Raw genomic sequence first — 15,584 nt, 5'->3', positions numbered from 1 at the left:
CCATCAGCGGCTTCGCGGCAGCCACAACTCCAGCACGCTAGGCCTGCCGACGCCGGCGCGCATGGGTACCGCGCGTGCCGGCACGTTCTTCAGAGCCGGCACGGCGGCGTTGGCCCATGCCACCAGGGCCGTGGCGCAAGCGGCACCTTCCGGCGGATAGAGAACCGTGGCCGTCCTCCACTCGTACGGTGCCGCGCGGCCCTTGCTTGCCGCCGTCGCGCTGACATTCTCGATGCCCGGCACGACGACGCCCATGGCACGTACCTTCGCAAGGGCTGTGCTCGCAAGGATGCGGGTGTTTTCGTCGTACACCTGCGTATACAGGGTAAAGGGCTGGCCGGATGCGGCGCATTGATCAGTCACCCGGCTGGCGAGTGCCGTACTGTCGACGGGCTGAGTGGTTTCCGCTGACGGCGGCGGCGGGGGCGCTGCCTGGGGCGGCGGAGGCGGTGGTGGGGGTGGAGCCGCCTCGGCGTACGTATCGTGCGACCCCGTTGCCACGATGACGGTTTGCGCTGGCGCCGGCATGGCCTCAGGCGCTGCCATGGATGGTGGTGCTGCGCTGCCCGTTTCTGGTTCGGTCACGGCGGTGACGTTGCCTGGGGAACTCGACATCGGCGGTGGTGCGGCCTGTGCGTGTTGGTCGCGCCAGCGGTCGTAGCTGCTCATCGCGAGCGTCCACGCACTATCGGGTGGATCCAACTGGTTGTTGAGAGACATCAGTGAATCGCCGCAGGTGTCGGCATCGCGGCTATCCACGGTGCGCTTGCATGCCTGCGACAAGGGGTCCACCAATGTGCCGACACGATTGCGCAGATCATCGCTCATGGATAGCGCGGATAAATCGGCCACCAGGGTGTCGATGCTCTTGCGCAGCTTGCTGTCGAATGCGCCACCCTTCGCCAGCGTATCGCCGATGTCATACACCTCGCCGCTGACCTTTGTCGTCTGCGCGATCGCCGCCGTGCGCAGTGCGGCCTGCTGCTGACGCTCATCGTCCAGTGTCTGCCAACCGGCGACCAGCGCGGTAAGCAGTGCGCCGACGCCGATCGAGGTGCCTACGGTGGTCGCCACACGCGCGGCGCGCTGGCGAGGCTCTGGCGCTGGCGTGGGGGAGAGGCCCGTCGATTGCGTGCCGATCACTGGTGTCGCCCACGCCCACGTTGCGGCGCTCGTCAGGACGTTGGCCGACACGGCATCGCCCAGTGTACGGCCCAACTGGCAGTAACTCTCCCACTGCGATTCGCTGAAGAACTGTTGTGCGGTGCTTTGCTGCGGAAAGGTGGGGTCGCGATCGGCATAGCCTGCGATATCGAGCGACATGCTCTCCTGAAGCCTCGGCTTGATGATCAGCAATGTGCCGCGGGCGCCACTCGCATAGCAGATGCGAGCAAGGAGCAGATGCGCGGCGCCCGGATCGGCGGAAATCGAATCGGGCGTGCCGAACGCGGGTGTGCCAGGTATGGCCGCCAGTTGCGTTGGGTCCACGAAGGCGATGCCCGCGTCGTAATCGATACGCGCTTTGCGAACCAGATTCTCGACATCGGCGAACTGGTAGTCCGGATCGGCACCGCAATCCACCAGCACGATGAGTGGCAGCTCCCGCTTCAACAGGGGGTAGACCCCCGTGTTATCGAAGTGGCCGCCATCGGTGAGGTACCAGTAGGGGCTGCGCAGGCCGGGGAAGCGGGCAAGCATTTCACGCAGCATGGCGGTGTATTTGGGCACCAGCCGGTGGCGTCGCGGTGGCGGGTTGGGGTTATCGAGGTTGCGCTGCCAATAACCAAGGCGCAGGCCGCTGAGAAACAGGAGGGCTGCCACACCAGGGCGCGTATTGGAGCCCATGCCCGAACTTACGGCGGCACCTGAAATCGCGATCCATTCGGCGAGTGTCGTTCCGGCAAGCGTGCCTGCGGCGGATGCCTCCGGCCCGTGCGTGCCGGTCTCCACGCCCAGTGCGCTCACGGTCACGCATACGCCCTTGCGGTCGGCGTTGTACGTGCCTGTGCGGTCATCCACGGTCTGGTTGATACAACAGTTGATGAGGTGGATGGGACCACCGAAGCGGTGCGGTGTGTAGACGGGAAGCGCCACGTCGTCACCAGGCATCAGCTCGGTGACCTTGGCGATGCCCTCGGTGATCGGCCGGGTATTTGTTGTAAGCACGTCCGCAGGGAACCGCGTGGGGCCAGCCGAGCCCGGCACGGGGCCGTTGCCCACCGCGACATAAGTGCGTGCCAGGCGCGAACGATAGAACAGATGCAGCGACGATTGATTGAGTTGGCTGAGCGCACGCCCGTTGAAGCCCAGGTACAGCAGCGCCACGGCGAGCGCGGCGACCCATCGCGACCATGCGCTGGGTAGCCAGTCCAGGCCGCGCTGATCGGCAGGGAACACGAGGAACTGAAACACGGTGGTCCAAAACACGGCGAGCACCGCCAGCATGACCAGTCCAAGCAGCTGTGCCAGCAACAGCCAAGGTAGCCTGGTGCCTGACTTTCCCATTGAACCCGCCGCCGGAGCCAGGGCGCGCACGACGGCGAATACCGCCGTGGCGACGCCAGCGGTCGTGGCCAGCCGCCAGCCGGTATTCACCTGGGCACTGGGAGAGAACTTGTCGTGCACGTACCAGCTGGCCATATCAAGCGCGCCAAGTACGGCCACCAGTGCCAGCAGCTTCAGGCACCAGGCGAACGCCGTTGTATAGCGCACGCGATTCGCGTCGGCGGGGCGCAGCGCGCCGCTGATTCGCGTCGCGACCCACGCGATCGGGGCGGGGGCGAGCAGTAGCGCGGCGCTGAACCACATGTACTGCTCCACATCGTGAAGTCCGTTCCACGCGCGCCACGCCAGGGTGGCCGCTACGACGGCCGCGATCAGCGCCGTCAGTACGCCGGCGATACTTGTCCGGCCCAGGAACCAGTAGCCATAGCAAGCGATGGCAGCGATCGCCGCGGGAATCGGCAGCAGCCACCACCAGATGCTGGAAGCGAAAGGCGCCACGGTGTCGGGAGCTGCGCAAGTCACGTATGCCAAGTGCGGCAGCGTGACAATGCAGGCGAGCAGTAGAGTCAGTACCGCGATCTCCATCTGCGTCGCGAGGAATCCACGCAAATGGCTGCTCCAGGCCTGCACCAGGTCCTTGGTGCCGGCTGGCGCGAGGAATCGGCCGTTGTTGCGCAACCACCAGAGGAACGAGGTGTCGTCACGCGCGACGCCGGCTTCAACAGCGGCTGCATTGCCCGTGGCTGACGCGTTGAAGAGCCTGCCGAGCGCGGAGCCGGCGTAGCCTCCGCCGGAGACGGTCGAGAGGTAATCAAAGCGGTGGAGCAGCCCGTTGCGCGCCAGCGACCGAAGCACGCCGAGGCAGAAGGTCGCACTACGGATGCCGCCACCTGAAAGCGCGAGTCCCACGAAGGGATCGTTTTGTACGACGTTCGCCTTGCGGCGTCGTTCGGCTAGCGCGTCTTGCTCGTGCTGCGCGACCGTTGGCTGCGCGACATCCCCCGATGGATCGGTCATGGTGGTTCTCCCCGCCGATGATCCCCGATTCCCCCTTTCGCGGCTTCCGGTCGCGAAGGCTCGGTTTTACGGGGGTGGCGAGGGCGCCGCAACTGGCCAAACGTTGTAGGCGCGCCCTCAGCGAGGGCAGGCCGGATGCGCGTTCGGCACGACGGGCTGCCCCTTCAACCCCGGCTGGTCATACGGGATGTACCCCTCCCAGTACCACGGAAAGCAGGTCTTCCCGAGGGTGGCGCTGATCAAGGCAGGAAAGATCGACTCCGCGTGCGAGGAGTTGCTCATGATCAGCACGCAATCCTTCGATCGTTCAAGGCACACGAAGACATTGTTGGTGCCGTCATCGTGGCCGCCCTTAAAGAAAGCTGGGCCGCGCGGTGTATCGAACGTCCCCACGCCCATGGCGTAGCCCAGCGAAATCGAATCGTTGTCGTTGCTATCCGGCGCGCCCATGGTCGGGAACTGCTGCACGGAATGGATGCGAACCACGGGTTTCAGCCAGGTCGCGTAGGTGGTTTTGGAAAGGCCATCACCGCGGACCATGGCGGCCACGAGATTCGCGTAGTCGTGGATCGTGGTATCCATCGAGCCGGCGGCACGCGCCGAGCCGCGCTGCTTGTGCGGGATGGCCTTGCCATCCATGTCGTAACCGATGGTGTTGTTATCGGCAAAGTCATCACGCCAGCTCATGCTGGTGCGGGTCATGCCGAACGGCTTGAACAGGCGGTCCTGCATCAGCGTCGCCACATCGATGCCCTTGCCGTTCTCGATCACGAACTGGAGCAGGTTGATGCCTTCGCCGGAGTACCCGTATTTCGTGCCGGGCTCCTGGTAGAACTTCAGCGGCGCCTTGTCGTCGAAATCCTTGCCCGGCGGCCAGAAGCGGAAGTTGGGAAAGCCGGAGCGGTGGCTCAGCAGCAGGGCGGGTGTCAGTCTCTTCCAGCGTTCGTCGCCGGCCAGGTCCGCGTACTTCTCGTAGTCGGGCAGCGGCTTCGGCAGGTCGCTGGCGATGCTTGCGTTCAGATCGAGTCGCTTGTCGTCGACCAGGCCCATGAGCGCATAGGTGAAGGCGGCCTTGGTCAGCGAGGCCGCGTACATCACCGTATCGGTGGTGAGCGGCAGCTTCTTCCCGGCGTCCCGGTAGCCGTACGCTTTCACCGAAACCACTTTCCCGTTACGGATAACGGCTATCGCAAGGCCTGGTACGTCGGCGGCTTTCATGAGGCCTGGCACCGGATCATCGGCAGCCATGGCGGGGAAGGCGGTGGCCATCGCGGCCGCAAGCAGCATCGAACGCAGCATCACACCTCTCCTTGTAGCGACGGCCTCCGAAGAGGCCGTCGCGTTGGGTTCGATCAAGGTTCGATCAGGAATCGTCGCGCCAGCGGCGGAACCATATCGCACCGGCGATCATCGCCACACCTGCTATCGCACCGATCCAGGTGGAGGGATTGGCCAGGGCGCTGTAGTGGTACGCCAGGTCCAGGCTCTGCAGCACCGAGGCCGGATCGTCATGGCCGTGCATGATGATCAGTTCGTTGTTCTGGCCGACCCAGCCACCCGGCACCAGGCTGCCCAGCAGGCGGCCCACCACGTTCGCCCAGAACCAGCCACTGCCGCGGTTGAACAGGCCCATCAGGCCGAACCAGCTCACCACGATGCCAGCAGCAATCGGGAGGGCAATGGCCCAGAGGAACGGCTTGCTGCGGGCCCAGGCGGAGCAGAGCATCAGCCAGCCCAGAGTGGGCAGGGCCCAGATCGCGTACAGCGGCAGCAGGAGCAGCAGGGTGAAGACCACGCGGAACGGATGGGCTTCCATCAGCAGGCGCCAGGCCGGCACGCCGTGGAACGTGGCGAAGATGGCGACCACGACCATCAGGAGCAGGCCGGAGATGACGCCGGTGACCACGGCGATTGCCGGGGCAACCACTACCGCACTCGCGGCCTTTGACAGGACGGTGTTCGTATCCGACAGCGGCAGCGACTTCCAGAACAGGATGCTGCGGTCGCGGCGGTCATCGTACAGGGCGCCCAGGCAGTAGAAGAACACCACGATGGCCATGACGCCCAGGATGAGGAAGGTGACGCCGTACAGCGTCATATCCAGTACCGCACCTGCCTGCACCAGGTTATCGCCGTTGAACGCGCCGTCGAAATTGGTGTGGAAGCTATCGCCCTTGCCCACGCCTGCCCAGCGCCGGCCGAGCACTTCGGTCGTGATCAGGAGCATGAGGTTGAGCACCAGCGCGATGATGCCGGCCACGATGGGTGCGGTGACGAAGCCGCCCTTGTGTTCCCAGAACTCGCGCTTCACCAGCCAGTAGAAGCTTTTCATGCGTAGGTACCCTTCATGGTGGCGACGAACAGGTCGCCGATCGACGGGCGCCGCACCTCGCCCAGGCTTTCAAGCTGCGGGCGGCTGACGTTGTCGAAGAGGAAAATGCTCTTGCCGAACACCTGGCGCTCATCCAGCGGGTTGAGCTGGCGGGCCGCCGCGGCAAGTTCCGCGCTGACGAGTACTTCGGAGAAGCGCTCGCCCAGGCTATCCATGTCCGTATCCAGCACGATCTTGCCGTCGCGGATGAACATCAGGTCGGTGAGGATGTGCTCGATCTCTTCGACCTGGTGCGTGGTGACCAGGATGGTCTTTTCCTCGTCGAAGTAATCTTCAAGCAGGCTCTGGTAGAACTGCTTGCGGTAGAGGATATCCAGGCCCAGCGTCGGCTCATCCAGCACCAGCAACTTGGCGTCGATCGACATCACCAGCGCCAGGTGCAGCTGCACGATCATGCCCTTGGAAAGCTGCTTCACCTTCTGCTGCGGCTGCAGCTTGGTGCGGGCCAGGAAGGCGTCGCACTTGGCGCGGTCGAAGCGGGGGTGGGTGTTGGCGACGAAATCCACCGCATCGCGCACCTTAAGCCAGCGGGGCAGCACCGCCACATCGGCGATGAAGCACACCTGTTCCATCAGCTTGTCGCGATCCTTGCGCGGGTCCAGGCCCAGTACGCTCAGGTGGCCATCAAAGGTGGTGAGGCCCAGGATCGCTTTCAGTGCGGTGGTCTTGCCGGCACCGTTGGGGCCGATCAGGCCCACGATGCGGCCGGATTCGATCTGGAAGGTGGCGCCATCCAGCGCCACGGAATTCTTGAAGCGCTTGGTCAGGCCATTGGCGGTGACGACCGCGGTCATGACAGGTCCTCCGTGGAGCCCGGGGCTTCACGCATAAGGGTTTTCAGGTCGAGGCCCATGCGCTGCAGGCGGGCGAACAAGGCCGGCCACTCTTCGCGCAAAAAGCGCTCCCTTTCACTTTTGAGCAGCGCATCGCGCGCTCCATCGATCACGAACATGCCAAGACCCCTCCGTTTCTCAACCAGTTGTTCGTCGACCAGCTCCTGGTACGCCTTGGAAACCGTCAGCGGGTTGATCTGAAAATCTCCCGCGACCTGGCGCACCGACGGCAGCGGGTCGCCTTCATTCAAGGCGCCGTCCAGGATCATCGCCACCACGCGTTCGCGGAGTTGGCGGTAAATCGGGACGCTGTCGTTCCAGGTGATGGACATGTACGTTATTCCTTCGCCGTGTGGCTCAGTGCATTGCCAAACGAATAGTAGGGCATGGCGAGTTGCGCGCTGATCAGGGCGGCGGCGCGGTCTTCCGCGCTACGCCGAAGTGCGGCAGCAGCTGAATCCAGGGTGGCCTCGCTCAGGAGGGCGGCTTCGCGCACATCGGCGTCGGTGGGCCGCACCTCGAGGGCGGGGAGGTCAACCACGCGCACGCCGTTGACGAAGCGTGGTGCGGCGACCATGTCGGCAGCGCGGTCATCGAAGGAGCGCAGGGCGAACACGCTGGTGCCGGCGATCAGGATAGAAGCGGTCAGTGCGATGAGGTTCGGCGCTTTCATGGGATTACTCCAACTCCGATGACGTGCTGCGTAGTGCGTGGGTTACAGGGAAGCCAGGCTGTTATTGGTGTCGGCGTAGACGACGACCGGGGCCAGGTTGGTGACGTGGGCGCCGTTGATCTCAGTGAGCGGTGCGACGGCGACGGAGGTGCTGTGGAAGCCAGCCAGGGCGGCGACGGCGATGGCGACAGAGGCGGCCAGGGCAACGACGTTCAGGTTGTTGGTTGCGGTTTTCATGGTGCTCTCTCCAGTAGTGGTCTGGGTGACCGGTGTTGTAGTGAACTATAACACCAGATTTCGAGGGGTCAAGGAAAATCTCGTGGATTTCCATATGACTTATGGCCTATGCCGGGCTGAGGGGTGCGCTAGTGCGGTAGCTAGCCGGGCACGTCATCGGATGCACGCATGCGTGAAAAGGTTGCAAGGGGTGGTGATTTAGCGGCGCGCGAGGTTGCCGGAACATTGCCTGTCTGGTGGCTCGCCTTCGGCTTCGCGCTACTGAATCGGTTCAACAGTGCGAGGCTGCAGGCGAGCCCGCAACAGAAAAGGCCGCGATCGCTCGCGGCCTTTTCGGGGTGACTCATTGAGCTGGATTACAGCTCCGCGCGGAACTCAACGCCGATGATGCGTGGGTCGTTCACGAACGCGGTGCGGTTGTTGAAATCGATACCGCCCGTGATCACCTTCTTGTTCGTGATGTTGCGGCCATACAGCGCCACCTCACGCTTGCCGAAGTCCCAGTTGTAGCCCACGCGCAGGCCGCCTTCCAGGAACGGCTTGCTCTTGAACTCTTCCGAGTCGTACAGGAAGAAATTCACTTCGCTGCGGTAGTTCCAGTCCGTGTACACGAAGAACTCGCCGCTCTCGCCGTACGGGATGCCGTAGCGCGCCGTCCAGGTGCCAATCCACTTCGGCGCGTTCGGCAGCGGGTTGCCGTTGATCAGTGCGTTGCCCGAGGCGTTCAGCGGATCGATCACCGTGCAGCCACCACCGCAAGGTGCCACGGCCAGGTCGCGGTCCTTCAGCTCGGTGTGGTTATAGCTGCCGCCAGCCGTCATGTAGAAGTTCGGGGTCAGGTACGCTTCGAGATCGAACTCGGCGCCGTAGCCTTCCGTCTTCTTCGCATTGATCAGCTGCGTGACGTTGGTCGCACCACCCACCGCGGTGAGCTGCTGGTTGTGCATGTTGTACTTGTACACATCCGCGTTGAAACGGATCTTGTTGTCATCCGAGGTCGACTTGTAGCCGATCTCATACGACGTGATCGTCTCCGGCTTCGCCGTGGAGATGCTGTTGGCGAAGTTGATGCGGCCCTGCACGCTGGGCGCGCGGAAACCGTTGGCGATGCGGCCGTATACGTTCGAGTTCTTCGAAAGCTGCCACGTGCCCGTCAGGTCGCCGCTCCAGCGCGAGTCGGTCGGATCGGACGTGAGCGGGCCCACCGGGCCGGTGAAGCCAAGGAAGCGTTCCGCCTTGAAATCACGCTTATCGTGCGACCAGCGTGCACCGGCACGCACGTCGAACGTGTCGGTGACGTTGTAATCGGCCGAGCCGAACAGGGCGTAAGCCTTCGTGCGCTGGCTCTGGTCCACCCAGCCGTTGAGCACGTGGTTGTTCAGCGTGTCGTACGAGAAGTTGGTGATCGCGATGTCTTCATCGAAGTAGTAGGTACCCACCTGCCACTTCAGGCGCTCCGACGTATCGTTCGACAGGCGGAATTCCTGGGTGATCTGGCGATCCTTCGGCAGCGCGTCGGCGGTCTCGGAGTAGAACGGGGTGGTGCGGTCGGTATAGCTTGGCTTGGCCGGCGTCTCGGAGGCATCGTAGCCGCCGTCGACGTCGCCCAGGCTGTACGTGGTGGCGCGCTCCAGGCCCGTGATGGACGTGAAGTTGAGGTCGCCGAAGTGCCAGTTCAGGTGCAGGTTGCTGCCCCAGGTGAACAGGTGCTGCTTGTTGTTGCCATCCTGCGAGACCGAATCACGATCGAAACCCGGCACGAACTGGTTGCCGCCCAGCGTGATCGAGTCCGCGCGGTTGACCATGGCGCTGCCATCGAGCCAGCGGGCGTGCACGTTGATCAGCGCGTCGAAATCTTCCGTGGCCTTGTACAGGGCCTGCAGGCGCACGGCGCGATCGTTGTAGCCGCCCAGGTCGTCCTTCTTGCCCTTGTAGTCGTTATCGATCCAGCCGTCGCGGTGCTGCGCGAGTGCGGAGACGCGGCCCGACCAGCTGCTGGAAAGTTTGCCGCCAAGTGCCGCTTCGGCGTTGGCGGTGCCGTACGAGCCGTACGACACGCGCGCATAACCCTCGGTTTCCTGCGTGGGCTTGCGCGATTCGAACTTGATCACGCCGGCCGGCGAGTTACGGCCGAACAGCGTGCCCTGCGGGCCGCGCAGCACTTCCACCTGCTCAAGATCGAATAGCGGGAAGCCCTTCAGGATCGGGTTTTCCTGCACGATATCGTCGTACACCATCGAGACCGGCTGCGACGCGTTGAGATCGAAGTCGCTGTTGCCGAGGCCGCGGATGTAGAAGCGCGGGAATTCGCGGCCGTACGAGGTTTCGGCGTACACGCTGGGCGCGCGCGAGGCGAGCTGCAGCACGCCGTCGCCGGCCTGGCCGAAGGATTCCAGCTTCTCCGCCGTCACGACGGTCATGGAGATAGGCACCTTCTGCAGGTCTTCCGTACGCTTTTCAGCGGTAACGGTGACGGTTTCGAGTGTCGCCGTTTTGGTTTTGTTCGCGGGAGAAGGCGCCTGGGCACTGTCCTGGGCGAACGCGGAGCCGGCCGAAAGGACGGTGGCGATGCTCAGGGCAATGGCGAGACGACGCGGCATGCGGCGCGTGCTGGCATGGGACATGGTTAGGTTTTCCGCCTGGTGGGGGTACTGGGATGGAAACCGAACCTCGCCAACGTACGAACCGTTCGTACGGTGCCAAATCCCCTGGCGAGGTCCGAGCTTCGCAAATTATCCCCGTGACACGGTCATGACGGAAGTGTTGCTTTTGCGTAACGCGGCAAATCATTTGTAGTTTCTTGCGATGTCATGGAAGTGCAACAGGGCCTGCGTAACGTGCCGCCCGGTTCGGCCTGCGAACACGATGCCGACAGATGACGTCGGTATCGCCGACGTTTGAGTATTTTCTCAAACCATTCGGAGCAGCTTCACATGAGAAGAATCCCCCTGGCCGCCGCCTTCTGGACGATGTGCGGCACCGCGGCCGCCGAGGGAGCGCCACAGGCTGCGATCGAGCTGTACGTGGATACCGCCACCCGGCAGATCTTTGCGGAGCCCGGGCCGGGCCGGCAGCGCCTCGGCAAGTTCGTGCAGGCCGCGGACGAAACGGCGGCACCCATGGCGCAGACGCCTGCTGCCAGCGTGGCGGCCGCGCCCTCGGCGGCGACGAGCTCGGCTAACCCTGGGAGCCCGGTGGCAACGACGGTGGTCTCGGGTAAACCGGCGTCGTCCGCGCCCAAGGCCTGGTACGAGAAGCTCGCCATCCGCGGCTACGTCCAGATGCGCTACAACCAAGGCCTGGATGATGGCGCCAAGGACCTGAAGTCCCCGGGCGATCGTTTCATTGGCCGCGACCAGGGCTTTGGCATCCGCCGTGCCCGCGTCGTGATCAGCGGCGACGTGACCGACAAGATGTCGATCTACATACAGCCCGACCTGGCCAGCACGCCAACCGGCTCCAGCACCACCAATTTCGCCCAGCTGCGCGATGCGTATGCCGACCTGTGGCTGGATAAGGAAAAGACCTGGCGCATCCGCGCCGGCCAGTCGAAGGTGCCTTATGGCTGGGAAGACCTGCAGTCCAGCCAGAACCGTATCGCGCTGGATCGCGCCGATGCGCTCAACTCCGCGGTACGCGACGAGCGCGACCTGGGCGTGTTCGCCTACTGGTCGCCGGCCGTCGCCAAGGAGCGCTTCAGCTACCTGCAGAAGTCAGGCCTGAAGGGCTCGGGCGATTACGGCATGTTCGGTATCGGCGTTTACAACGGGCAGGGTGCGAACCGTCCGGATCGTAATGACCAACTCCACACCGTCGTGCACTTCTCGTACCCGTTCAAGTTTGCAAACGGCCAGTACCTTGAGGTCGGTGCGGATGCCTACACGGGGCGCTACGTCGTCAGCACGGGTTCGGCGACGATCAACGGGGCAACCTTCACCCCGCGCGTGGATGCGCCGGAGGAAGGTTCCACCGATCGCCGCGTCGCGGCGCATGTCGTGTATTACCCGCAGCCGTTCGGCTTCCAGGCGGAGTGGACCGTGGGCAAGGGCCCGGAACTCGATGTCGCCCGCCGGATCATCCGCACCAAGGCGCTACGTGGCGGCTATGCGCAGCTCATGTACAAGTTCGATGGCGGGTTCGGCTCGATGATCCCTTACGCGAAGTGGCAGACCTACCGTGGCGCGGCCAAGTTCGATACGAACGCGCCGAAGATGGAAGTGGATGAGCTGGAGGCCGGCGTGGAGTGGCAGCCGAGCAGCGCGATCGAACTTGCGGTGGCGTTCGCCAACATGCGCCGGACGGATGTGAGTGCGGCGCCGTACAAGCGGATCGATGGGAAGCTGGTGCGCGTGCAGCTGCAGGTGAATTACTGAGCGGCGGCCTGCTTTTTGTAGGAGCGCGCTCGCGCGCGATGACGGATCGCATCAAGCACCCATCGCGCGCAAGCGCGCTCCTACATTATTTTTTTAGGGATTTTTCGCGGATTGCCTTGAACTCGCTGCCATCCTTCCATGTGGGCCATTCGTCGCTGTTGGCCAGCTTGTCGCCCACCTTGTAGTACGCCATCACGTTCTGCATGACGCCGGTGAAATCCCAGCGCAGGTCGTACACGTCGGTGGGCTGGTGGTAGCGGTTCTTGTTGTAATCCTCGGCGGCAGCGCGGCCCGCGGCCTTGCCGCCGGTCACCATGTCGATCCCGCCGCCAGAGGCCAGTGCCGGAACGCCGGCCTTGGCGAAGTTGAAGTGATCGGAGCGGAAGTAGCCACCTTTCTCGGGCGTATCGTCGCCGCTCACCACGCGCCCATCGGCCTTCAGTGCCTCCGCCAGCGTGTCCTCCAGCGTGCCCTGGCCGAGGCCGGTGACTTTCATGTCCCTGGTCGGCCCCGTGATCGCGAGCGCATCCATGTTGATATCCGCCACCGTCTTGTTGAGCGGGAACGGCGGGTGCGCCACGTAGTATTTCGAGCCCAGCAGGCCCGATTCCTCCATGGTCACCGCGGCGAACACGACCGATCGCTTCGGCTTTTCCTGCGCGAACTTGCCCGCGATTTCCAGCAAGGCGGCAATACCTGTGCCGTTGTCGATCGCGCCGTTGTAGATCGGGTGGCCCTTCAGGTTGGGGTCGTGGCCCAGGTGATCCCAGTGCGCGGTGTACACGACGGCCTCGTCGGGCTTTTCCGTGCCTTTCACCATGCCGATCACGTTGTTGCTCAGCGAATGGGTGATATTGCTGTGCAGGTCGATATTGGCCTTGGCGTCGAGCGGCACGGCCTTGAAGCCACGCACATCGGCTTGTTTGGCGAGGTCGTCGAAGTTCTTGCCGGCCTTGGCGAACAGGCGCTGGGCGGATTCATGCGTGAGCCAGCCAGCGACGGGCAGCCGCGGCGCAGGGTCTTCGCTTTCGGGCAGGTCAAGGCGCGGCGTGGTCCAGCCGCTGCGCACCACGTTCCAGCCGTACGCCGCCGGCTCCGTCTGGTGCACGATGAACACCGCGGCCGCGCCCTGGCGGGCGGCTTCCTCGTACTTGTAGGTCCAGCGCCCGTAGTAGGTCATCTCGCGACCCTTGAACAGCCTGGGATCGTTGGCGCTCCAGCCCGGGTCGTTGACCAGGACGATGAGGGTTTTGCCCTTCACATCCACGCCGTCGAAATCATTCCACTGCGATTCCGGCGCGTTCACGCCGTAGCCGACGAACACGATGTCCGAGTCCTTCAGCGACACATCGGCCTTGGCCTGCAAGGTGCCCACGACCATGTCGTTGCCGAACGCAAACGACTCCGTGCCGCCGCCTTCGGCGACATCGAGCTTCAAGCTGCCCTGCCCGGTAAGTTCGGTGGATACCGCCGGCACCGTCTGTACCCATTCGCCCTTGTTGCCGGGCGCCAGGCCCATGCGTTTGAACTGCTCGATGATGTAGTTCGTCGTCAGGCGCTCACCCAGGGTGCCGGGCTTGCGGCCATCGTACTCATCCGAGGAGATGACCCGCAGGTGGGCCGCGAAATCACCCGCCGTAATTTCAGGGGTGAAGTCGTGCTTCTCATTGGCAACGGCGGGCAAGGGCGGCGGCGGCGCCGTGCTTGGCCGGGCGGGGGCCGTGGAAGCGGCCGCCGGGGCGTTCTTGTCCTGGTCGTGGTTCCCGCAGGCGGCCAGGGCCAGGGCGGACAGGCAGGCGAGGGCGATTCGGCGCATCGGTCGGGGATTCCCTATGGCGTTCGTGGCTCGGAACCCGAGTGTAGCCGCAACCGTCCCGCTGTCGCCTGATACGCGGGCAGGTCATAATGGACGGTTTTCCCCGTTCGGAAAGGCCACTCCATGCGTATCGGCATCGACTTCGGAACCAGCTACTCCGCCGCAGCGGCCGTCGTGGATGGCCAGCTGCAGCTTGTCCGGTTTGGCGAGGAGCGCCAGTTCCGCACCGCCGTCTTCTTTCCGGAGGTGGTGCCCGACTTCGACGACTTCGTGCTGACCCCGGCGCTGGAGGCGCAGGTGGACACGATCATGCGCGCCACCCGTGCCGACGAACGCCGCACCGGCCGCTCCCCGCGATCCGAGGGTGACGTGCGCCGCGATGCGATCCGCGTGGTGCGCCGGCAGTGGATGGAGGAGCGCGTGCGCGAGGCGGCCTCGTCCGCCGTGGCGAGCTTCCAGGATGCGTTGTTTGGCGAGGCAGCGGTGGAGGCGTACCTGGAAGAGGGTACGGGTAACCTGATCGAGTCGCCCAAGTCGATGTTTGGTTACAAGCTGGACCCCCGCGTACGCAAGACGATCGTGAGCATCGCCGCGCACATCCTGGAACACGTGCGCCTCACCGCCACGCGCCAGTTTGGTACGCCGGTGCGTGAAGCGGTGATTGGCCGCCCGGTGGAATTCCGTAGCTCCATGGGGCCGGCGGGTGGTGAGCAGGCGCTGGGCATCCTTCGTGAGGCGGCAGGTATTGCCGGTTTTGATGCGGTCTCGTTCCTGGAGGAGCCGGCCGCAGCCGCCATGCACTACCACCTTTCGCTCGCGGATCGGCAGCGCGCGCTCATTGTCGATATCGGCGGCGGTACCACCGATGTCGCCTATGCCGAATTGGGCGCCGGCGAACTGCCTGTCATGCACCGCAGCTGGGGTCTCCCTCGCGGCGGTACCGACCTGGATGTGGGCATGAGCCTGCACAGCCTCATGCCGTTCTTTGGCAAGGATGTGTCGGGCGTGCCCGTGCACCACTTCGTGGAGGCGGCCAGCGTGCACAACCTGCCCAAGCAGCGCGAATTCCGTAAGCAGGATTACCGCCGCGTGGATGAGCCGTTCGCATCGCGCTTGCGTGCGTTGCAGGGGACGGGAGCGACCACGCGCCTGAACCAGCAGGCCGAGCGCATGAAAATCGAGCTTTCCAGTGCGGATCGCGTGACCGCCGAGCTCGATTTCATCGAGTCGGGCCTCGCTATTCACGCGGAGAGTGGCGACTTCCACGCGGCCTCCGAGGATTTCCTTGACCGCATGGCGCGACTTCTTGCGGAAGCCCATGGGGATATTGCGGATGCCCCGGCCAGCATCTTCCTCACCGGCGGTACGTCGCGCTCGCCGCAGGTGCGCGACAGGGTCGCTGCCAGCTTCCCCGGGATCCCCGTGGTGCATGGCGATCCGTCCCTGGGCGTCGTTTCTGGGCTCGCACAAGCGGCGCTTTTGCCAGATTCATCAAATGTTTCCAGCGACCCCTAAGCTAATTCGGCACATTCACAAACTGCTGGCATTTTCTCGCATACACAGTTAGTTATAGCGCCAGGGGGTCATCCTTTTCGTAGGGTGGCCACTGTGCCCAAGGAGTAACGTGCAGGCGTCGGGCCTGCCTGGATCAACGCGGGGGTGCGTATGGGACAGTGGAGTGGATCTACCGTAGGCGGCGGCATGAGGGGTGCCGCTCACATCAACCACAGGATGCAGG

General features: G+C 64.1%; 11 protein-coding genes. 2 read left to right on the top strand and 9 right to left on the bottom strand.

Translation table 11 applies throughout. From position 1 onward, the window contains the following. Positions 1-3: 3 nt before the first annotated feature. The 8 genes from ABIE56_RS06585 to ABIE56_RS06550 all read right to left on the bottom strand — a co-directional run bounded on the left by ABIE56_RS06585 (position 4) and on the right by ABIE56_RS06550 (position 10,281). Positions 4-3,522 (bottom strand): patatin-like phospholipase family protein, encoded by a 3,519-nt coding sequence (locus ABIE56_RS06585; RefSeq protein ID WP_429243035.1) that lies wholly within the window; start codon positions 3,520-3,522, stop codon positions 4-6. Between the two features lie 117 nt (positions 3,523-3,639). Further along, positions 3,640-4,821: a serine hydrolase domain-containing protein gene (locus tag ABIE56_RS06580; RefSeq protein WP_429243034.1), complete on the bottom strand. Its 1,182-nt coding sequence runs from the start codon at positions 4,819-4,821 to the stop codon at positions 3,640-3,642. A gap of 64 nt (positions 4,822-4,885) precedes the next feature. Next, positions 4,886-5,854, bottom strand: a complete 969-nt coding sequence (locus tag ABIE56_RS06575; RefSeq protein WP_429243033.1) for a hypothetical protein — start codon at positions 5,852-5,854, stop codon at positions 4,886-4,888. Beyond that, positions 5,851-6,708, bottom strand: coding sequence for an ABC transporter ATP-binding protein (locus ABIE56_RS06570; protein ID WP_247427761.1), 858 nt, complete (start codon positions 6,706-6,708; stop codon positions 5,851-5,853). Before ABIE56_RS06570 ends, ABIE56_RS06575 begins: the two co-directional genes overlap by 4 nt. Continuing rightward, positions 6,705-7,079, bottom strand: a complete 375-nt coding sequence (locus tag ABIE56_RS06565; RefSeq protein WP_429243032.1) for a GntR family transcriptional regulator — start codon at positions 7,077-7,079, stop codon at positions 6,705-6,707. The genes ABIE56_RS06570 and ABIE56_RS06565 overlap by 4 nt, the downstream gene beginning before the upstream one ends. A 5-nt stretch (positions 7,080-7,084) precedes the next feature. After that, positions 7,085-7,420 carry a hypothetical protein gene (locus tag ABIE56_RS06560; RefSeq protein ID WP_429243031.1) on the bottom strand — a complete coding sequence of 112 codons (336 nt, stop codon included), beginning with the start codon at positions 7,418-7,420 and terminating at the stop codon, positions 7,085-7,087. A gap of 42 nt (positions 7,421-7,462) precedes the next feature. Next, positions 7,463-7,657 (bottom strand): hypothetical protein, encoded by a 195-nt coding sequence (locus tag ABIE56_RS06555; protein ID WP_429243030.1) that lies wholly within the window; start codon positions 7,655-7,657, stop codon positions 7,463-7,465. 356 nt (positions 7,658-8,013) lie between these two features. Further along, a complete protein-coding gene (locus tag ABIE56_RS06550; protein ID WP_429243029.1) occupies positions 8,014-10,281 on the bottom strand; it encodes a TonB-dependent receptor in 2,268 nt (755 codons plus the stop codon). Positions 10,282-10,590: 309 nt separating this feature from the next. Here ABIE56_RS06550 and ABIE56_RS06545 point away from each other — a divergent pair, with 309 nt between their 5' ends. Continuing rightward, positions 10,591-12,030, top strand: coding sequence for a porin (locus tag ABIE56_RS06545; protein WP_429243028.1), 1,440 nt, complete (start codon positions 10,591-10,593; stop codon positions 12,028-12,030). An 85-nt stretch (positions 12,031-12,115) separates the two neighbouring features. Here the strand turns inward: ABIE56_RS06545 and ABIE56_RS06540 are convergent, their stop codons facing one another. Next, a complete protein-coding gene (locus tag ABIE56_RS06540) occupies positions 12,116-13,846 on the bottom strand; it encodes a M28 family metallopeptidase (RefSeq protein ID WP_429243027.1) in 1,731 nt (576 codons plus the stop codon). Positions 13,847-13,969: 123 nt separating this feature from the next. On the opposite strand from ABIE56_RS06540, the gene ABIE56_RS06535 reads away from it, so the two are divergent. After that, positions 13,970-15,361: an Hsp70 family protein gene (locus ABIE56_RS06535; protein WP_429243026.1), complete on the top strand. Its 1,392-nt coding sequence runs from the start codon at positions 13,970-13,972 to the stop codon at positions 15,359-15,361. The last annotated feature ends 223 nt before the right edge of the window (positions 15,362-15,584 follow it).

It is taken from the genome of Luteibacter sp. 621, assembly GCF_050435445.1.
Taxonomy (GTDB): domain Bacteria; phylum Pseudomonadota; class Gammaproteobacteria; order Xanthomonadales; family Rhodanobacteraceae; genus Luteibacter.
The sequence above is the reverse complement of the archived record's forward strand: the minus strand, read 5'-3'. Positions and strand labels throughout refer to the sequence as shown.

Excerpts from the sequence above, each read along its gene's own strand:
- ABIE56_RS06535 (WP_429243026.1), top strand. The coding sequence starts at position 13,970 with ATGCGTATCGGCATCGACTTCGGAACCAGCTACTCCGCCGCAGCGGCC.
- ABIE56_RS06585 (WP_429243035.1), bottom strand. The coding sequence starts at position 3,522 with ATGACCGATCCATCGGGGGATGTCGCGCAGCCAACGGTCGCGCAGCAC.
- ABIE56_RS06580 (WP_429243034.1), bottom strand. The coding sequence starts at position 4,821 with ATGCTGCGTTCGATGCTGCTTGCGGCCGCGATGGCCACCGCCTTCCCC.
- ABIE56_RS06560 (WP_429243031.1), bottom strand. The coding sequence starts at position 7,420 with ATGAAAGCGCCGAACCTCATCGCACTGACCGCTTCTATCCTGATCGCC.
- ABIE56_RS06575 (WP_429243033.1), bottom strand. The coding sequence starts at position 5,854 with ATGAAAAGCTTCTACTGGCTGGTGAAGCGCGAGTTCTGGGAACACAAG.
- ABIE56_RS06550 (WP_429243029.1), bottom strand. The coding sequence starts at position 10,281 with ATGTCCCATGCCAGCACGCGCCGCATGCCGCGTCGTCTCGCCATTGCC.
- ABIE56_RS06565 (WP_429243032.1), bottom strand. The coding sequence starts at position 7,079 with ATGTCCATCACCTGGAACGACAGCGTCCCGATTTACCGCCAACTCCGC.
- ABIE56_RS06555 (WP_429243030.1), bottom strand. The coding sequence starts at position 7,657 with ATGAAAACCGCAACCAACAACCTGAACGTCGTTGCCCTGGCCGCCTCT.
- ABIE56_RS06540 (WP_429243027.1), bottom strand. The coding sequence starts at position 13,846 with ATGCGCCGAATCGCCCTCGCCTGCCTGTCCGCCCTGGCCCTGGCCGCC.
- ABIE56_RS06545 (WP_429243028.1), top strand. The coding sequence starts at position 10,591 with ATGAGAAGAATCCCCCTGGCCGCCGCCTTCTGGACGATGTGCGGCACC.
- ABIE56_RS06570 (WP_247427761.1), bottom strand. The coding sequence starts at position 6,708 with ATGACCGCGGTCGTCACCGCCAATGGCCTGACCAAGCGCTTCAAGAAT.